We start from the raw sequence: 14,629 nt of genomic DNA, 5'->3' as shown, positions 1-14,629 counted from the left end.
GCAGTCCCTTACTTCTGCTCTGGGATGACCAGTGTTTCGCCAGTATCGCTGACAAACACAGCGAGCAGCTTTGCCGGTTCGGCGGCACTGGCGTTCTCGCTGATCTTATGATGCGAGCTGGGATCCTCGTACCAGCCTTCACCCACTTGGTAGACCTTGGCGGGCCCGTCGCCGACCTGGCTGCGAATGGCTCCGGATGTCACGTGCGCATAGATGAAAGCGGACTTGGGATGGAAATGGGAGGGAGACTTGCCACCCGGAGCGTAGGTCACCTCAAGGGCGATCAGGGTCTTGCCCGGAATATTCGGGATGGTGCGCTCGAAGACGGTCTTCACCGTCTCGCCCTGTCCCTGGGCCGACGCGGGCACATTCGCGAGTGTGATTGCAATGCCGGCGGCGGCGATAACGCTGATTGACTTGATCATCCTCATTGTCCTGTCCTCAGGCTCGGATCGGGAACGCGGAGATCTTGGCGCCCGATCGTCCAAGCCGGCAGGCCCAAGAACGACTAAAAGGACTGTACCATCAGCAGGGGGCGTTATGCCCGGGCTCCTCCAGATGCAATAGCCACCGTTGTCGGGCATTATGAGCGTTATGCCGGTCGATGCCTAAGCCGCAAATGTCTCGATATTGCGGGAGAACATTCGATCTTGCGAAAATCGGCCCTGTCGATCGCATTCTGGCGCTCGGAGTAACAGAACAACCAACGTAAAAGGGCCCGGATTTCTCCGGGCCATTCCAATTGGAAGCTGCTTTACGGGAAGACCGAATCCACGAGCTTTCTTTCCTAAGCAGCGTTGCTGCGGCGCGGCAACTTCCAGCCGGGACGGATGAAGTGGCACGTATAGCCGTTCGGAATCCGCTCGAGATAATCCTGATGCTCGGGCTCAGCCTCCCAGAAATCGCCCGCTGGTGCGAGTTCCGTGACGACTTTGCCCGGCCACAGTCCCGAGGCATCGACATCGGCGATGGTGTCCTCGGCGACCCGCCTCTGCTCGTCCGAGGTGTAGAAGATCGCCGACCGGTAGCTCATGCCGATGTCATTCCCCTGCCGGTTCTTCGTGCTCGGGTCATGAATCTGGAAGAAGAACTCCAGCAGGTCGCGGAAGCTCGTCTTCTCCGGATCGAAGATGATCTCGATCGCCTCGGCGTGCGTGCCATGGTTGCGGTAGGTCGCGTTCGGAACGTCTCCGCCGGAGTACCCGACCCGTGTGGAGACGACGCCGGGGAGGCGGCGGATGAGATCCTGCATACCCCAGAAGCAGCCTCCGGCCAGAACGGCCCGCTCAGTTAAGCCAGTCATACTGTTTCTCCTTTCCCTGCAAACAGCTTGCGGAACTCACCGTAACCCTCGCTCTCCAGATCATCGTAATGGATGAACTGCAGAGAAGCCGAGTTGATGCAGTAGCGCAATCCGCCCGCCTCTTGTGGCCCATCCGGGAATACATGCCCCAGATGGCTGTCGCCGTGAGCGGAGCGCACCTCGGTTCGCACCATGCCGTGGCTCGTGTCACGGTTCTCGATGATGTTGTCGGCATCAATCGGCTTGACGAAGCTGGGCCAGCCGCTACGGCTCTCGAACTTATCGAACGAGGCGAACAGCGGTTCGCCTGACACGACGTCAACGTAGAGCCCAGGCTCCTTGTTGTCCCAGTATGCGTTGGCGAAGGGCCTCTCGGTCCCATCTGTCTGTGTCACCCGGTACTGCTCCGGGGTCAACCGGGACACGGCCTCGGGGTTCTTGTGATAGGTCTTCATCTGACATTCTCCTTCCGTGATTTGGAAAGGCGATCCCAGGGGCGGCTTACGAGGCCGCACTCTGACGCGCGATGCCATTAATATCGTTGCGGGAGATGCCGATATCGTCGAGCTCCCGATCTGAGAGTTGCATCAGCTCACGAATGACCCGGCGATATTGCAAATAGGCACTGATCCTAGACATGATGAAGGCGATAAACATGTGAAACTCCTGATGTTGGCCGACTGATACCGTCGGCGTAAGGGTGGCAGGTGCCGCCCTCTCCCCGGTGGTCCGCAATCGACCGGCCGTCGAGGGGAGGGCGGAGCCAAGTGGAGGCTCCGCCCCGCCATCGGTCAGGCGGCGCGGGCCGAGCGCAGGCGCGAAAGCGAGTCAACGGCGATCGCGAGGGACACAGCAAGCAAGCCTATGTCCTTGAGCAGGAACTGACCGGGTGCGACGGAAATCGCCGGGTAACCAACCTCCGGCAGAAACACGCCTGGCGTCGTTGCCATAAAGCTGAGGGTGGTCACAAACAGACCGGCCGAGAGCACACCGCCGATGAGGGAGTACACGGGTCCAATAAGCCGGGCGGCAATCAGGGCGCCGATGCTGAGCTCGAGGACACCGAGGAGGCTCGAGAACCCTCGCACGCCAAAGATCGGATAGACCCAGCTCAACACCGGACTGTTGCCAACGAGACCAGTCAGGCCTTCTGCCTCATAGGCAGTGAACTTCATGCCACCGAACCAGGCATAGATCACGACCAGCGCGGCATAGAGGCCCGCTGTTGTGACCGTCCGGCCATGGCGGTCGACCAGATCAAATAGAAAAGTCGCGGGAGCCTGAAGGCTCGGATGCGCCGCGACGCTCGGGGTAGAAACATGAGACATTGTATACTCCTGGGTTTCCGCGGCGGCCCTCCGGCCCGTGGCGGCATATAACGATACCGTTCTGTATCGTTACGCACTGAGATATACCGATCTGTATCGCTCGGCAAGCATTGTCCGCGAAACGGAGGGCTTTTGGCTCACGTGAGGTGCCAAATGGCACATAGGTCCCAGGTGATGCAGTCTGTTCTTTGGACTGCATGTGACAGGAGATCAAGGGCGCGCCGCCTTTGTTAGTCTCCCTCAGAAGTCAGAACTTTCGTGAGTGGGTATATAAGGGACCACGCGGCTCGGGATGAGGTATGGAGTAGTACAGATCTGTATCGCCTACTTGCCTCATTGGCGATGCTGATCGCGTCGAGCATCGCCCATCGGTGCATGGAGAGCCGATTCAGCGCCCTCAGACGGTCAGAAGATAAACCGGGTGTTGATGAAGTTGGATGTCTGCTCGGTGACAATCGCATCAAGCAGGTTCTTGTTCGCGTCCGTTTCCTTGGTGGCGATCATCGAGCGGATCGAGAACGAGCGGAGGGCGTCCGTCACCGACAGGGTTCCCTCTGCGGAGTCCTTGCGGCCGGTAAAGGGAAACACATCAGGGCCGCGCTGACACTGGCAGTTGATATTGACACGACACACCTGATTGACGAGCGGATCGACGAGTCGGCCGATCTGGTCCGGACTTGAGCTGAAGATGCTCACCTGCTGGCCATGCTCGGACGTGGTCACGTACTCGAGGGCCATTTCGAGATCCTCGAAGGGCATCACCGGGACAACCGGCCCGAACTGTTCCTCCCGGTAGAGCTTCATGCTCTCTTCAACGGGATAGACGACCGCCGGATAGAACAGGGTACCAGCCACGCTGCCGCCGTCTTCGTTGACCACGCGAGCCCCCTTGGCCTTTGCGTCCTCGACCAGGGCCGTCATGCGGTCGGTCTTGCCGGCCTCGGGCAAGGGCGTGATGTTGACGCCCTTCTCCCACGGCATACCGACCTTGAGCTTGGCCACCTCCTCGCCGAACCGGCGCAGGAACGGCTCGACAATCGACTGATGAACGATCAACATCTTCAGCGCTGTGCAGCGTTGGCCGTTGAAGGTGAGAGTTCCGGTCAGGCACTCCTTGACCGCAAGCTCAAGGTCGGCGTCTGGCAGGATGATGGCGGCATTCTTGGCATCGAGGCCGAGAACGGCCCGCAGCCGGTTGGTCTTTGGATGCAGCTTCTTGAGATGGTCCGCGACCTTGCTCGAGCCGATCAGGGCCAGGACGTTCAGTTGACCCGTGTCCAGCAGGCGAGGCACAACGACCGAGCCACGCCCGTACACCATGTTGATCACGCCCTTCGGAAATGAATGCTGAAAGGCCTCCAGCAGCGGGTAGAACAACAGTGCGCCGAACCGCGGCGGCTTGAACACCACCGTGTTGCCCATGATAAGCGCCGGGATAAGGGTCGCAAAGGTCTCGTTCAGCGGATAGTTGTAGGGTCCCATGCAGAGGACAACCCCGAGTGGGGTGCGCCGGATCTGGCCGATCGTGCCCTCGACGATCGTGAACCTGGAATTGCTGTTGTCGAGTTCCTTCAGAGCGTTGATCGTTGCCCGGATGTAGTCGACGGTGCGGTCGAACTCCTTCTCGGAATCCGCTTTGGGTTTGCCGATCTCCCACATGATCAGATCAACGACCTCCTGCCGCCGGCTGATCATCTGGTTTGTGAACTCCTGCAGGCAGCCAATCCGTTCGGCCACGGTCATGGTCGGCCACCGGCCGCGACCGCCATCGTAAGCGACCACGGCGGCCTCAAGCGCCTCTTCCGCCTCCTGTTCTCCTCCGGAGGGAACGCTCCCAAGTTCGATTTGCCGTAACTGACCGTCTGCTGCACGTAGGCAGACTGGCGACCGCACGACATCGATAGGTCCATCCCAGACCTTTAGTTCGCCGTTGACGAGATAGGTCCGCTGGTGAATGGGTGCGGGCGGACGGTGTTCCGCCGGGATCCTATCGTCCTCGGGGAAGAGCAGCCTCAAGGCATCGGAATTGGCCATGTCACGCATCCCGTATTGCCCGCCAACGTAACTGGTTAGCCAGGCAGATCTATGGCTTGTTCGCCATCAGACCGGTTGGGTATGCCTTTGCTCTGATTTCGGATTGCTGAAATTCGCCTCAAATTGCGACAATCGGATTCTCTCGACAGCTTTTTCCAGCACTTGGCTGAGAACTCCGATAGTCTCCCCGGGTGTACACAGCCGGTTCTCCTGCAGACTTTGACTCTCCCCCGTGAGCTGACGGCGATCCTTGAGGATCGCCGTCTTTTCCCCAACAGAGCCTGTCCCCGATGTGATGAAACGGCCTGGCAGCTTCGCCGTTCTCATCCGAACCATTCTCGGAACAGCCCTGAGCTGTGGCCAGTATTGCGGCAACCGCTGATTTACAGAAACAAGGGCAGATAAAGCACGCCAATGACGAGTGTCAGCGTAAGCACTGCGGTGACAGAGGCCCAGAAGGAGCTTTGCTCGTTGCTTCGGTCCATGACTTTGTCCTCATTGATCCACGCCGGCACGGCCGCTCGATTTAGGTTGCGGGTCCGCGCGGAGACGGGCCATTCCAGTGACCGGCGTTATGCGCCGCGCTCACGATCATCTCGACTGCCGCTGCCAGTTCATCCTCGTCGAAGTCGTGGAACCCCAGGCTGTCGACTGAGCTCTGCGTTGGGGCGTCGATGACCTCGATCCAGAATGGCGGCAGGTCCGGGCTGGGATGTGCCGGGTGCAGTTCGGTCAGGTGGACTTCAAGCGAGCCAAGCCGTAGCACCGCAATGGCTCGCGAGCTGTTTCTGTCAACCGCCCGAAACACGAGCTGAACATAGGCTTGGATGATGCGCCGCTCGATTTCGGCAGCACAAAGGTCGCTTAAGAAAGGGTAGTCGACACACGCTCGTTCGACGATCGCTTTGGTGTACATGATCGATATCTCCAGGTGCCAGGTCCACGGCCGGCAATAGGCTCCGGACGAAAGCATCGGTTACGCTGCACGACGCCGTGGATCGGAATCCGTGACAGCTGCGGATCGTGCGCCTTCGGGTGTGTTGGACACGGTCTGGATGGCATCCACGACGACTGCCAGCGGGGGATCCTTCAGAACCACGTGACCCTGCCCGGAGACGCGCTCGACAGACGCGGCAATCACCGCGGCCTGATGCGGATGGCTGTCATGGTATTCGTCAGCCAGGATCCATCCGTCCATCAGGTCCTGCAGATCAGCCCGGACGTAGAACCAGTCGATTGGCCGATCCCGGTCACGCAGCCGGGAAAAGGCGCTTTGGCCGTTGGAGGCGGTGACCACCTCGAACCCGCTCGCCCGCAGGTGCTGCGCGAGGGTCTCCCGAAAGGTCATGTTAGTGTCAGCGATCAGAATGCGTGCGCGGTTTCCGTGAAGCGACCGTGGCATGAGAGCCTCCCCGTTATCGGCTGACAGCCGACGTGGCGACGGCTTGGTTGCTCAGCCAGACCCAGGCGTGAGGCCGGTCACCTTCGCTCTTGATGTACACGTAGCCGGTCTGATGCCACGGCAGGACGGCGTCCCGCTTGTTGTCGAGGATGAAGTCACCGCGATCGGTCCGGACAGCCATGACGGCATGGCCTGCACCGAGTTCGTCGAGCACCACGACCATGCGAAGGGCCCGTCGCGGTAAGCCGGCTTCGACCAGCATGCGGCGCTTGAGGATCTGATAGTCCTCACAATCCCCATAGCCATCGTCGGGATAGTCCCAGCGATCGATCACGCCCCAGTGGGCGATGTCTTCCTGCGGCGACACGGCGGCGTTGACTTGCTGGTTGATCGCCACGATCAGGGCCCAGGCACGTTCGTCGAGCTTGATCGTGGCAGGCTCGGAGGGGTCGATCGCACATTCGCCCGGGCTCCGCTGGCAAAACTCACTCCAGGCGTCCGTCAGCTGAGCGCTCTCGCCCGCTGACGGAATCCAGGCTGCGCTAAACGGGTTGAGCTCGCCTGCATTGACGCGCGGGATCCCGACAAGGGAAAACAACAGGAGGAGGCCGATCACTATGGATCGAAGGGTCCACACCAAGCCTCCTCGGGCAGTCTTCTTCTCAGCAACAGGGTAACAGGAGCACTGCCGTTTGATAGTCCAGGGCATCATCGCCCTCCTGATCTCACTGGGTTGGCAGGCCATCCCACCACTCCCAAACGATACTAGTCTGTATCGAACACATTCGATTTATACAGGTCTGTATCGTTCCGCAAGGCGGCTCTGGACGTCGGTGTGCGAAGGCGCACGTTTGGAGAGCAGTTGGATAGGAGATGCGTGCTTGCTTTTGAGCACCGTCGGCCCTAAGTTTAAAAATACCGATCTGTATTGTCGTGAGGGGGTGCAATGCGTCGTTCAGAAATTCGTGATCATCTGCTCGAGACCGCGTTGCGGCTGTTCAACCAGCATGGCTACCACGCGACAGGCATTGACCTGATCATCGCCGAGGCCGGGGTCGCCAAGACGACGCTCTACCGGCATTTCGAAACCAAAGAGGATCTCATTCTGGCCGTTCTCGAGCGTAGGGACGAGCAGGAGCGGGACGCCATGCGGGCGTTTGTCGAGCAGCGCGCGAAGGATCCGGTTGAGCGCCTGCTGGCAACCTTCGACTTCCTTGAAACCTGGTTTCGGGACGAGCATTTCCGCGGCTGCGTCTTCGCGAGCGCTGCTGGCGAGCACAAGGACACCGTCAATCCCGTGTTCCAGGCCGCGGTGCTGCACAAACGCTTGGCGCTGGCCTACTTTGAGGAACTTGCCCACGCGGCGCGGTTTGCTGAGCCAAAGCGGATCGCTGCCGAGATGAATTTGCTGCACGAGGGCGCGATCGCGGTTGCACAGATGACCCGCAGCGTCGAGCCTGCCCGGCAGGCTAAGCGGATGGCGACCCAGTTGCTCGCAATGGAAGACCGGTCTGCGTTGGCCCTGATATCCTAACTAAATCTCAGACTTCCGGTCAGGCCTGATGCTTTCAAGTCACTGCATACTCGCTGAGGTCGATTGACACGAGTGTGCGTGAGCGGTCCGGCTGGCGGTTTGCGAGACGCGGGTGAGCGCGCCTTTGGGTCGGGAACATAAATCCCCCAAAGTCCCTGACGTCGTAGACGTACTGTGCCGCAAGGAAGCCGCCGGAAACGTCCACCTGGTAATCGTGGCGGCGGATCAGGAAATCCGGGCCAAAATAGAAGTCCTGTTCGCGGCAATGGCTGGCGATCCCGGCGGGAAACGTCGCACGCAGAACCCGCCAAGACTCATCTTTCTCCTGCCAGGGCTCGACTTCCTCAACTTCAAAGCCGGGCATCGCCAGCAGGAAAGGCGTTGTGAGATACGTCCACAGGGCATAGCCGTTGAAGTAGGCCAGGTGCAACGGATCCCATGGGGTTTCAAGCCCATGACCTGCAAAGGCCGACCTTGGGTCGTCTCTTTCGGCGACGATTGATTTGTCGCTGGCTTCAACCACGACCCGGTCGGGAGCGAATGTCATGTGCCAGTCCGGATTGCCAAACGGGGCAAGTGTTGCCCCTTCCCGATGTATACCGACTTTTGCTCGGCGCCGGATGTTATCGGTGGAAATACCTTTCGTCGCCCAGAAGTCGCCCCCGGTCACAACGGTTGCACTCACCTCGTGAGAGCTGTTCCACCGGTCCAGTCCGCCATGTGCGGCGAGGACACGCTCAAGCAGGTCGTGCATGGCATCCCTCATGAGGTTGGTTGATCGGGCGATGGCCCTCCGAGTTCGCGGCGGGCCTGGGCATGTAACGCATCGAGTTTGGCGCGAAGAGCAGCTCCACTCACCTTGATGCCGGCGGTCCGCATATCATCGCGGACTTTCTGGATAATATCGCGATCACCAGGTTCTTCCAGGTCAGCATCGACCACGCTCGCTATGTAGTAAAGCATCTCGCAATCGATCTTGCCGAGCTGCTTGCCCACCCAGAAGCCGAAGAGCCGGTTTCGCCGGAGGATGACCTTGTATCGTTGGACCCTTTCGGGATCGAACCTGAAGGTTTCGTTGACCTGGTCGTCGATAATCATCATGGAAACTGACCCACTCGTTAAGACACGGCGCGATCTTGCCGCCGGAGTGGGTCACGAAACAGATCCAAGAATCGTCGAAACGATTATACTGTCGCCGGGCAGGCATCATGTCGGCTCGCTGGCTGTTCCGCCGACGGTCTCGGTCGGGTTCCGCATATCCGCCGGTACGGGCCCTCGTTCCCCAGCGCCACGTTCCAGCTTTCCCGCAATCTCGGCCACATGCCGGCCTTGAAAGCGGGCACCCTCAAGCTCGTTCTGGCTCGGCTGACGTGAGCCGTCCCCGCCGGCAATCGTGGTCGCACCATAGGGGGACCCGCCAGTGACCTCGTCTATCCTGGATTGGCCTTCAAAGGAGTAGGGCAGGCCGACGATGATCATGCCGTGATGCAGTAGTGTCGTGTGGAAGGACGTGATCGTCGTCTCCTGACCTCCGTGCTGAGATCCCGTGGAGGCGAAAACGCTTCCAACTTTGCCCACCAACGCACCCTTCACCCAAAGGCCGCCGGTCTGGTCGAGGAAGTTGCGCATCTGAGCCGCCATGCCGCCGTAGCGGGTTGGCGTGCCGAAGATGACTGCGTCGTAGTCGCCAAGCTCGTTGGGGCTGGCGATCGGTGCGTCCTGATCGATCTTCATCCCGGACTTGCGGGCGACCTCCTCGGGGACCAGCTCTGCAACCCGTTTGATGACGACATCCGTTCCGGCAACAGAGCTGGCGCCCTCTGCAACGGCTTGGGCCATCTGCTCGATATGTCCGTAAGAAGAATAGTAGACGACAAGGATCTTGGCCATTGCAGACTCCTTAATGGACGGGCTTGAGATCGCCGAGCACGGTGGGGATCAGCTCGGAGACGGTAGGATGGACCGGCACCGCCCACTGCAGCGTCGGGTAAGGGGCTCCGGCATTCATCATGTTGAGGACGCCGTGGATGACCTCATCGCCGGTCACACCAAGAACGGCAGCCCCGAGGATCTGCTTGGTGTCCGCATCGGCGACGATCTTGATGAAGCCCTTAGTTTCGCCTCGCTCAATGGCGCGTCCAACCCGCGTCATTGACCGCTTGGACACCAGCACCTTCCGGCCTGACCTGAGCGCCTCGGTCTCGGTCATGCCGACGCGTCCAAGCGGTGGGTCGATGTAGAGTGCGTAGCCGAGAAGTCGCTCGCTGACGCGGCGCGAGCCACCGTCGAGAAGATTGGCTGCTGCGATTTCATAATCGTTATAGGCCGTGTGGGTAAACGCCCCGCGGCCGTTGCAGTCGCCCAAAGCCCAGATGCCGGGTACGTTCGTTGCAAGAGCATCGTCTACCGCAATGTAGCCCCGAGCATCGACCACGACTCCAGCATTATCGAGGCCGAGATCGTCCGTGTTGGGCCGACGGCCGACTGCCAGCAGCACACGCGATCCAACCACTACGGGTGCTCCGGACGTGCAATCGACGTCGACCGCCACACCATCCGCATGCGCCTTGAACCCGATGCACATGGCATTGGGACGGACCGTGATCCCCTCATCGGTCAGGATCTCGCGAACCGCCTCGGAGACGTCCTCGTCCTCGCGGGCAATCAGCCGCGGCGCCATCTCGACCACCGTAACCTCGGCGCCGAACCGCCGGTACATCTGGGCAAACTCAAGCCCGATGTAGCTGCCACCGATGACGACTAGGTGCCGCGGGACCGTGTCGAGCTTGAGGATTGAGGTGTTGGTGAGATAGTCGACCGTGTCGACACCCGGCATGTCGGGCACGTTCGCGCGGCCGCCGACATTGATGAAGATGCGGGGCGATGTCAGCAGGCTCTCGCCCACCTGGACGACAGCCGGGCCCTTGAACCGGGCGTGCCCCTCAATGACGGTCAGGCCGTCCATGCCACGCAGCCACTTTTCGACATTCGTGCGGGCAGTCGTCGAGACGGTATCGGCCCGGGCTTTGACCCGTTTCATGTCGATCCGGATGGGCCCATCGCTTGCGATCCCATACTCATTGCCTCGCCGGGCGAGATGGGCCGCGTAGGCGCTGGCAACCAGCGTCTTGGTCGGCATGCAGCCGGTGTTGACGCAGGTGCCGCCGAACTGGTTACGCTCAATGAGCGCGACCCGCATGCCGGCGGCGGTCAGCCGTCCGGCCAGGGATGGGCCCGCCTGTCCGGCCCCGATGACAATGGCGTCGAAGGTCTGGGTCATGATACGGGCTCCACGATGAGGGCTGGCCGAGGATCACCGCGGCTGATGCTCACGTCGGCAGTGGCTTGCCGGTCTGCTGCGCCACCATGTACTCGGCGTACCAGTCCGGCCAGCCCTCATCATGCTGGCCAGTCCGCGTCTCGTGCTCGCCGTGTGCGGCCGCTGCACGGCGGAGTGCGGTCGCGAGGTCCGCCGGCGAGGTGAAGGTCGCGCCGTTCGTGTCCACGCGTCCGGGCAGGCGCTCCGTGATCTCCTGCAACAGCCAGCCATTGCCGTCCGGATCGCTGAACGAGGCATAGGTGCGGTAGGTGCGGTTTTCGGGATCCCGGCCGCTCACCCGGACCCGCCCGAACAGGTATGGCTCGTCCGTGCCAGTATGCTCGTCGACGGCGTGGAACACCTCGCTGACCTTGACGCCGCGTCCGAGCAAATCGTCGCGGGCCGTCTGGATATCGGAGACGATGAGGTACAGTCCTTGGGCGGAGCCAGGGGGCGCGGCAGTCACGTTCTTGCCGAAGATCACCGAGCATCCGGAACCCGGCGGCGTGAACTGGATCACGCGCCAGTCGTCACCGGCGGCGAAGTCGGCGTCGAGCCGCCATCCCAGGCCGTTGTAAAAGCTCTTGGCGCGATCGACATCCACAACCGGAATGACGACGACCTCGAGCTTCATGTCAACTGCCTGCGGTCTCGCGGTCTGGGACGCGGCTTCGCTGAGGACCTGCGTATCGTTCATGTCATCCTCCTACCGTTTACAGAACTTGAGAGTGGCCAGGTTGGGCCGGATTCCCCGCCTTTCATTCGGCTGGCGTTGAATCGGGAACGGCAACCCGCGCGGGCTTAGGACGGCGCCACCTGCTCATCCGGATCACCGCGAACCGCGCCGCGACGTAGAAGACGGGCGTCAGGAAGAGGCCGAACACGGTGACGCCGAGCATGCCGGCGAACACCGCCGTGCCGAGCGCCTGCCGCATCTCGGCACCGGGACCGGTCGCGATCACCAGTGGCAGCACGCCGAGGATGAAGGCGAAGGCCGTCATCAGGATGGGACGCAGCCGCAACCGGCAGGCCTCAATGACGGCCTCGACCGGCGATTTGCCGACAGATTCCTCCTGACGGGCGAACTCGACGATCAGAATCGCGTTCTTTGCCGCGAGACCGACCAGGACCACAAGCCCGATCTGGGTCAGGATGTTATTGTCCTGTCCCCGGATCATCACGCCGATCAGCGCCGAGAGCACGCCCATCGGCACAATCAGGATGATGGCGACCGGCAGAGACCAGCTTTCATATTGTGCCGCGAGCACGAGGAAGACGAAGAGCACCGAGAGCGCGAAGATGAACACCGCCGTATTGCCGGTCTGGCGCTCCTGGAACGCCAGCTCGGTCCATGCGAAGCCCATGCCGGGCGCGAGGTTCTGCCGGATCAGGGTCTCCATGGCATCCAGAGCGTCGCCCGAGGACACGCCCGGGCCGGCGTTACCCTGCACCGCCACCGAGGTGTACATGTTGTAGCGCTGGACCAGGTCCGGCCCCGAGACCTCCCGCATCTCCACAAGTGTTCCCAGGGGAATGAGGGCGCCGGTCGAGGAGCGAACCCGCAGGCGGTTGATGTCCTCCTGGTCGACGCGGAAATGCTGGTCGGCCTGGGCGCGGACCTGATAAACGCGGCCAAAGGCGTTGAAGTCATTCACATAGGCCGCGCCGAGGTTGATCCGGAGCGTCTCGAAGATGTTGGGGATCGGCACATTGAGAATGCTGGCCTTCTGTCGGTCGATCTGCAGATAGACCTGGGGCGAGTTGGCCGAGAACGTCGTGAAGACGCCGGCCAGATTCGGGTTCTGGCGCGCCTGCCCCATCAGCTGGTAGGCCGTGGCGAGGATCCCGCGCACGTCATCGCCGGTCCGGTTCTGGAGCTGAACCTTGAAGCCGCCGGAATTGCCGAGGCCACGCACCGGCGGCGGCGGAATGGCAATGATGAAGGCCTCCTCGATCTGCTGCAGGCCGGCAACGAGGTCGCTAATGATCTTGGGCGCGGGAATCCCATCCCGGACCCGTTCCTCAAACGGCTTGAACACGGCGAAGATCGCCGCCGCATTGGTGGCATTGGTGAAGGTGGCGCCGGAGAAGCCAGCAAACGCCGAGGCGTGCTGAACGCCGGGTGTTCCCTGCATGATCCTGGAGGCCCGCTGCACCACCGCGTCGGTGCGGGACAGGGACGACCCATCCGGCAGCTGGACCACGACGATGGCATAGCCCTGATCCAGGGTCGGAATGAAGCCGCGCGGCACGTGATTGACAATCCAGACGGTGCCGGCGAGAAGCCCGACATAGACCGGCAGGACGATCAGCTTGTGACGCAACAACACCCCAACCGACCTGGCATAGCCATTGGCCGTCGCGTCAAACCCGCGGTTGAAGCCGTTCGCCAGCCTGTTTCCGAAGCGGACAAGCGGGTTGTGCGGCTGCTCATGGCTATGAGGCTTGAGCAACATGGCAGCGAGCGCCGGTGACAATGTCAGCGAGTTGAAGGCCGAGATCACCGTCGACACGGCGATGGTCAGGGCGAACTGACGGTAAAACTGCCCCGAGATGCCGGGGATGAAGGCCGTCGGCACGAAGACCGCGGCCAGAACCAGCGCGATCGCGATGAGAGCGGCTCCGACCTCGTCCATGGTCGTGTGGGCTGCGTCACGGGGCGAAAGCCCGAGCGCGATGTTGCGCTCCACGTTCTCCACCACCACGATGGCGTCGTCGACCACGATGCCGATGGCAAGCACCATGCCGAACAGGGTCAGCGTATTGATGGAAAAACCAAGTGCCGCCATGAAGGCGAAGGTGCCGATCAGGGAGACCGGGATCGCCACGATGGGAATGATCGCCGTGCGCCAGCTCTGCAGGAAGACAAAGACCACGATCACCACGAGCACCGTCGCCTCGAGCAGCGTCTTGTAAACTTCGTTCACGCTCGCGGCGATGAACTCCGTGGGGTTGTAGACGATCCTGTACTCGATCCCAGGTGGAAAGTTGGTCTTGAGCTCTTCCATATTCTGGATGATCTGATGGGCTGCCGAGAGGGCATTCGTGCCGGGTCTGCTGAAGATCCCGAGGGCAACGGCCGGCTTCCCGTCGAGGTAGGAATTCGTCACGTAGTCCTGGGCGCCGAGCTCGATGCGGGCCACATCGTGCAGCCGCACGAGGCGTCCCTGCGGTGTCGCCTGGACGATGATCTGCCGGAACTCGCGCGGATCCTCGAAGCGGCCCTGCGTCGTCACCGTGAGCTGGAAGGCGGCATCTGACGGCGCCGGTTCCTGCCCCAGGGCACCGCCGGAGACCTGGACATTCTGCTCCTGGATCGCCTTGACCACCTCGCTCGACGACATGCCGTAGGAGGCGAGCTTCTCCGGATCAAGCCAGATGCGGATAGAGTACTGCCGTTCGCCCCAGATGAGGAGATCACCGACGCCGTCGAGCCGCAGCAGGACGTCGCGAACATAGTTGCGGGCGTAGTTCGAGACATAGAGCTGGTCGTAGGAATTGTCCGGCGAGAGCATGTGCACGACCATCATCAGATCGGGCGAGCTCTTGAGGGTCGTGACGCCTAGGCGCCGCACCTCCTCCGGCAGGCGTGGGGTGGCGATGGCGACGCGGTTCTGAACCAGCACCTGAGCATTGTCGAGGTTGGTGCCGAGCTTGAACGTGATCGTCAGCGCCATGGCACCGTCGCCGGTGGAATAGGAGGACATGT

17 protein-coding genes are annotated in these 14,629 nt (G+C 61.5%); 1 reads left to right on the top strand and 16 read right to left on the bottom strand.

The window, feature by feature from the left end:
- Positions 1 to 8: 8 nt before the first annotated feature.
- The 10 genes from KBI52_RS20695 to KBI52_RS20650 form a co-directional block, all read right to left on the bottom strand.
- Positions 9 to 425: a cupin domain-containing protein gene (locus KBI52_RS20695; RefSeq protein WP_315974866.1), complete on the bottom strand. Its 417-nt coding sequence runs from the start codon at positions 423 to 425 to the stop codon at positions 9 to 11.
- A gap of 362 nt (positions 426 to 787) precedes the next feature.
- Entirely contained in the window at positions 788 to 1,303 is a 516-nt protein-coding gene (msrA, locus tag KBI52_RS20690) for a peptide-methionine (S)-S-oxide reductase MsrA (RefSeq protein ID WP_210811177.1), read from the bottom strand.
- Positions 1,300 to 1,758, bottom strand: a complete 459-nt coding sequence (msrB, locus tag KBI52_RS20685) for a peptide-methionine (R)-S-oxide reductase MsrB (protein ID WP_210811174.1) — start codon at positions 1,756 to 1,758, stop codon at positions 1,300 to 1,302. The genes msrA and msrB overlap by 4 nt, the downstream gene beginning before the upstream one ends.
- Positions 1,759 to 1,804: 46 nt before the next feature.
- Positions 1,805 to 1,960 carry a DUF1127 domain-containing protein gene (locus KBI52_RS20680; protein ID WP_210811169.1) on the bottom strand — a complete coding sequence of 52 codons (156 nt, stop codon included), beginning with the start codon at positions 1,958 to 1,960 and terminating at the stop codon, positions 1,805 to 1,807.
- A 134-nt stretch (positions 1,961 to 2,094) separates the two neighbouring features.
- A complete protein-coding gene (locus KBI52_RS20675) occupies positions 2,095 to 2,631 on the bottom strand; it encodes a YkgB family protein (RefSeq protein WP_210811166.1) in 537 nt (178 codons plus the stop codon).
- Positions 2,632 to 3,036: 405 nt separating this feature from the next.
- Positions 3,037 to 4,665 (bottom strand): NADP-dependent glyceraldehyde-3-phosphate dehydrogenase, encoded by a 1,629-nt coding sequence (locus KBI52_RS20670; protein ID WP_210811162.1) that lies wholly within the window; start codon positions 4,663 to 4,665, stop codon positions 3,037 to 3,039.
- Positions 4,666 to 4,731: 66 nt separating this feature from the next.
- Positions 4,732 to 4,992 carry a hypothetical protein gene (locus KBI52_RS20665; protein ID WP_210811159.1) on the bottom strand — a complete coding sequence of 87 codons (261 nt, stop codon included), beginning with the start codon at positions 4,990 to 4,992 and terminating at the stop codon, positions 4,732 to 4,734.
- A 199-nt stretch (positions 4,993 to 5,191) separates the two neighbouring features.
- The gene (locus tag KBI52_RS20660) at positions 5,192 to 5,581 is read right to left on the bottom strand and encodes a hypothetical protein (protein WP_210811158.1); all 390 of its coding nucleotides are present in this window, start codon (positions 5,579 to 5,581) and stop codon (positions 5,192 to 5,194) included.
- Positions 5,582 to 5,641: 60 nt separating this feature from the next.
- Positions 5,642 to 6,067 carry a response regulator gene (locus tag KBI52_RS20655; RefSeq protein ID WP_210811157.1) on the bottom strand — a complete coding sequence of 142 codons (426 nt, stop codon included), beginning with the start codon at positions 6,065 to 6,067 and terminating at the stop codon, positions 5,642 to 5,644.
- A gap of 13 nt (positions 6,068 to 6,080) precedes the next feature.
- Complete coding sequence (locus KBI52_RS20650; RefSeq protein ID WP_262265666.1) at positions 6,081 to 6,704, bottom strand: transglutaminase-like cysteine peptidase; 624 nt, start codon at positions 6,702 to 6,704, stop codon at positions 6,081 to 6,083.
- A gap of 309 nt (positions 6,705 to 7,013) precedes the next feature.
- Between KBI52_RS20650 and KBI52_RS20645 the strand changes: the two genes are divergently transcribed.
- On the top strand, positions 7,014 to 7,601 hold the full coding sequence (locus KBI52_RS20645) for a TetR/AcrR family transcriptional regulator (RefSeq protein ID WP_210811152.1): 588 nt from the start codon (positions 7,014 to 7,016) through the stop codon (positions 7,599 to 7,601).
- 34 nt (positions 7,602 to 7,635) lie between these two features.
- Here the strand turns inward: KBI52_RS20645 and KBI52_RS20640 are convergent, their stop codons facing one another.
- The 6 genes from KBI52_RS20640 to KBI52_RS20615 all read right to left on the bottom strand — a co-directional run.
- The gene (locus tag KBI52_RS20640; RefSeq protein WP_210811150.1) at positions 7,636 to 8,355 is read right to left on the bottom strand and encodes a hypothetical protein; all 720 of its coding nucleotides are present in this window, start codon (positions 8,353 to 8,355) and stop codon (positions 7,636 to 7,638) included.
- 8 nt (positions 8,356 to 8,363) lie between these two features.
- A complete protein-coding gene (locus KBI52_RS20635; protein ID WP_210811146.1) occupies positions 8,364 to 8,702 on the bottom strand; it encodes a DUF1476 domain-containing protein in 339 nt (112 codons plus the stop codon).
- A gap of 105 nt (positions 8,703 to 8,807) precedes the next feature.
- A complete protein-coding gene (wrbA, locus tag KBI52_RS20630) occupies positions 8,808 to 9,491 on the bottom strand; it encodes an NAD(P)H:quinone oxidoreductase (RefSeq protein ID WP_210811142.1) in 684 nt (227 codons plus the stop codon).
- Positions 9,492 to 9,501: 10 nt separating this feature from the next.
- Positions 9,502 to 10,881: an FAD-containing oxidoreductase gene (locus KBI52_RS20625; protein WP_210811140.1), complete on the bottom strand. Its 1,380-nt coding sequence runs from the start codon at positions 10,879 to 10,881 to the stop codon at positions 9,502 to 9,504.
- A 49-nt stretch (positions 10,882 to 10,930) separates the two neighbouring features.
- A complete protein-coding gene (locus KBI52_RS20620; RefSeq protein WP_210811139.1) occupies positions 10,931 to 11,617 on the bottom strand; it encodes a VOC family protein in 687 nt (228 codons plus the stop codon).
- A gap of 61 nt (positions 11,618 to 11,678) precedes the next feature.
- The coding region (locus KBI52_RS20615; protein WP_210811137.1) for an efflux RND transporter permease subunit at positions 11,679 to 14,629 on the bottom strand (2,951 nt) is incomplete at its 5' end.

It is taken from the genome of Microvirga sp. HBU67558 (assembly GCF_018069605.1).
Classification (GTDB): domain Bacteria; phylum Pseudomonadota; class Alphaproteobacteria; order Rhizobiales; family Beijerinckiaceae; genus Microvirga; species Microvirga terrae.
The sequence above is the reverse complement of the archived record's forward strand: the minus strand, read 5'-3'. Positions and strand labels throughout refer to the sequence as shown.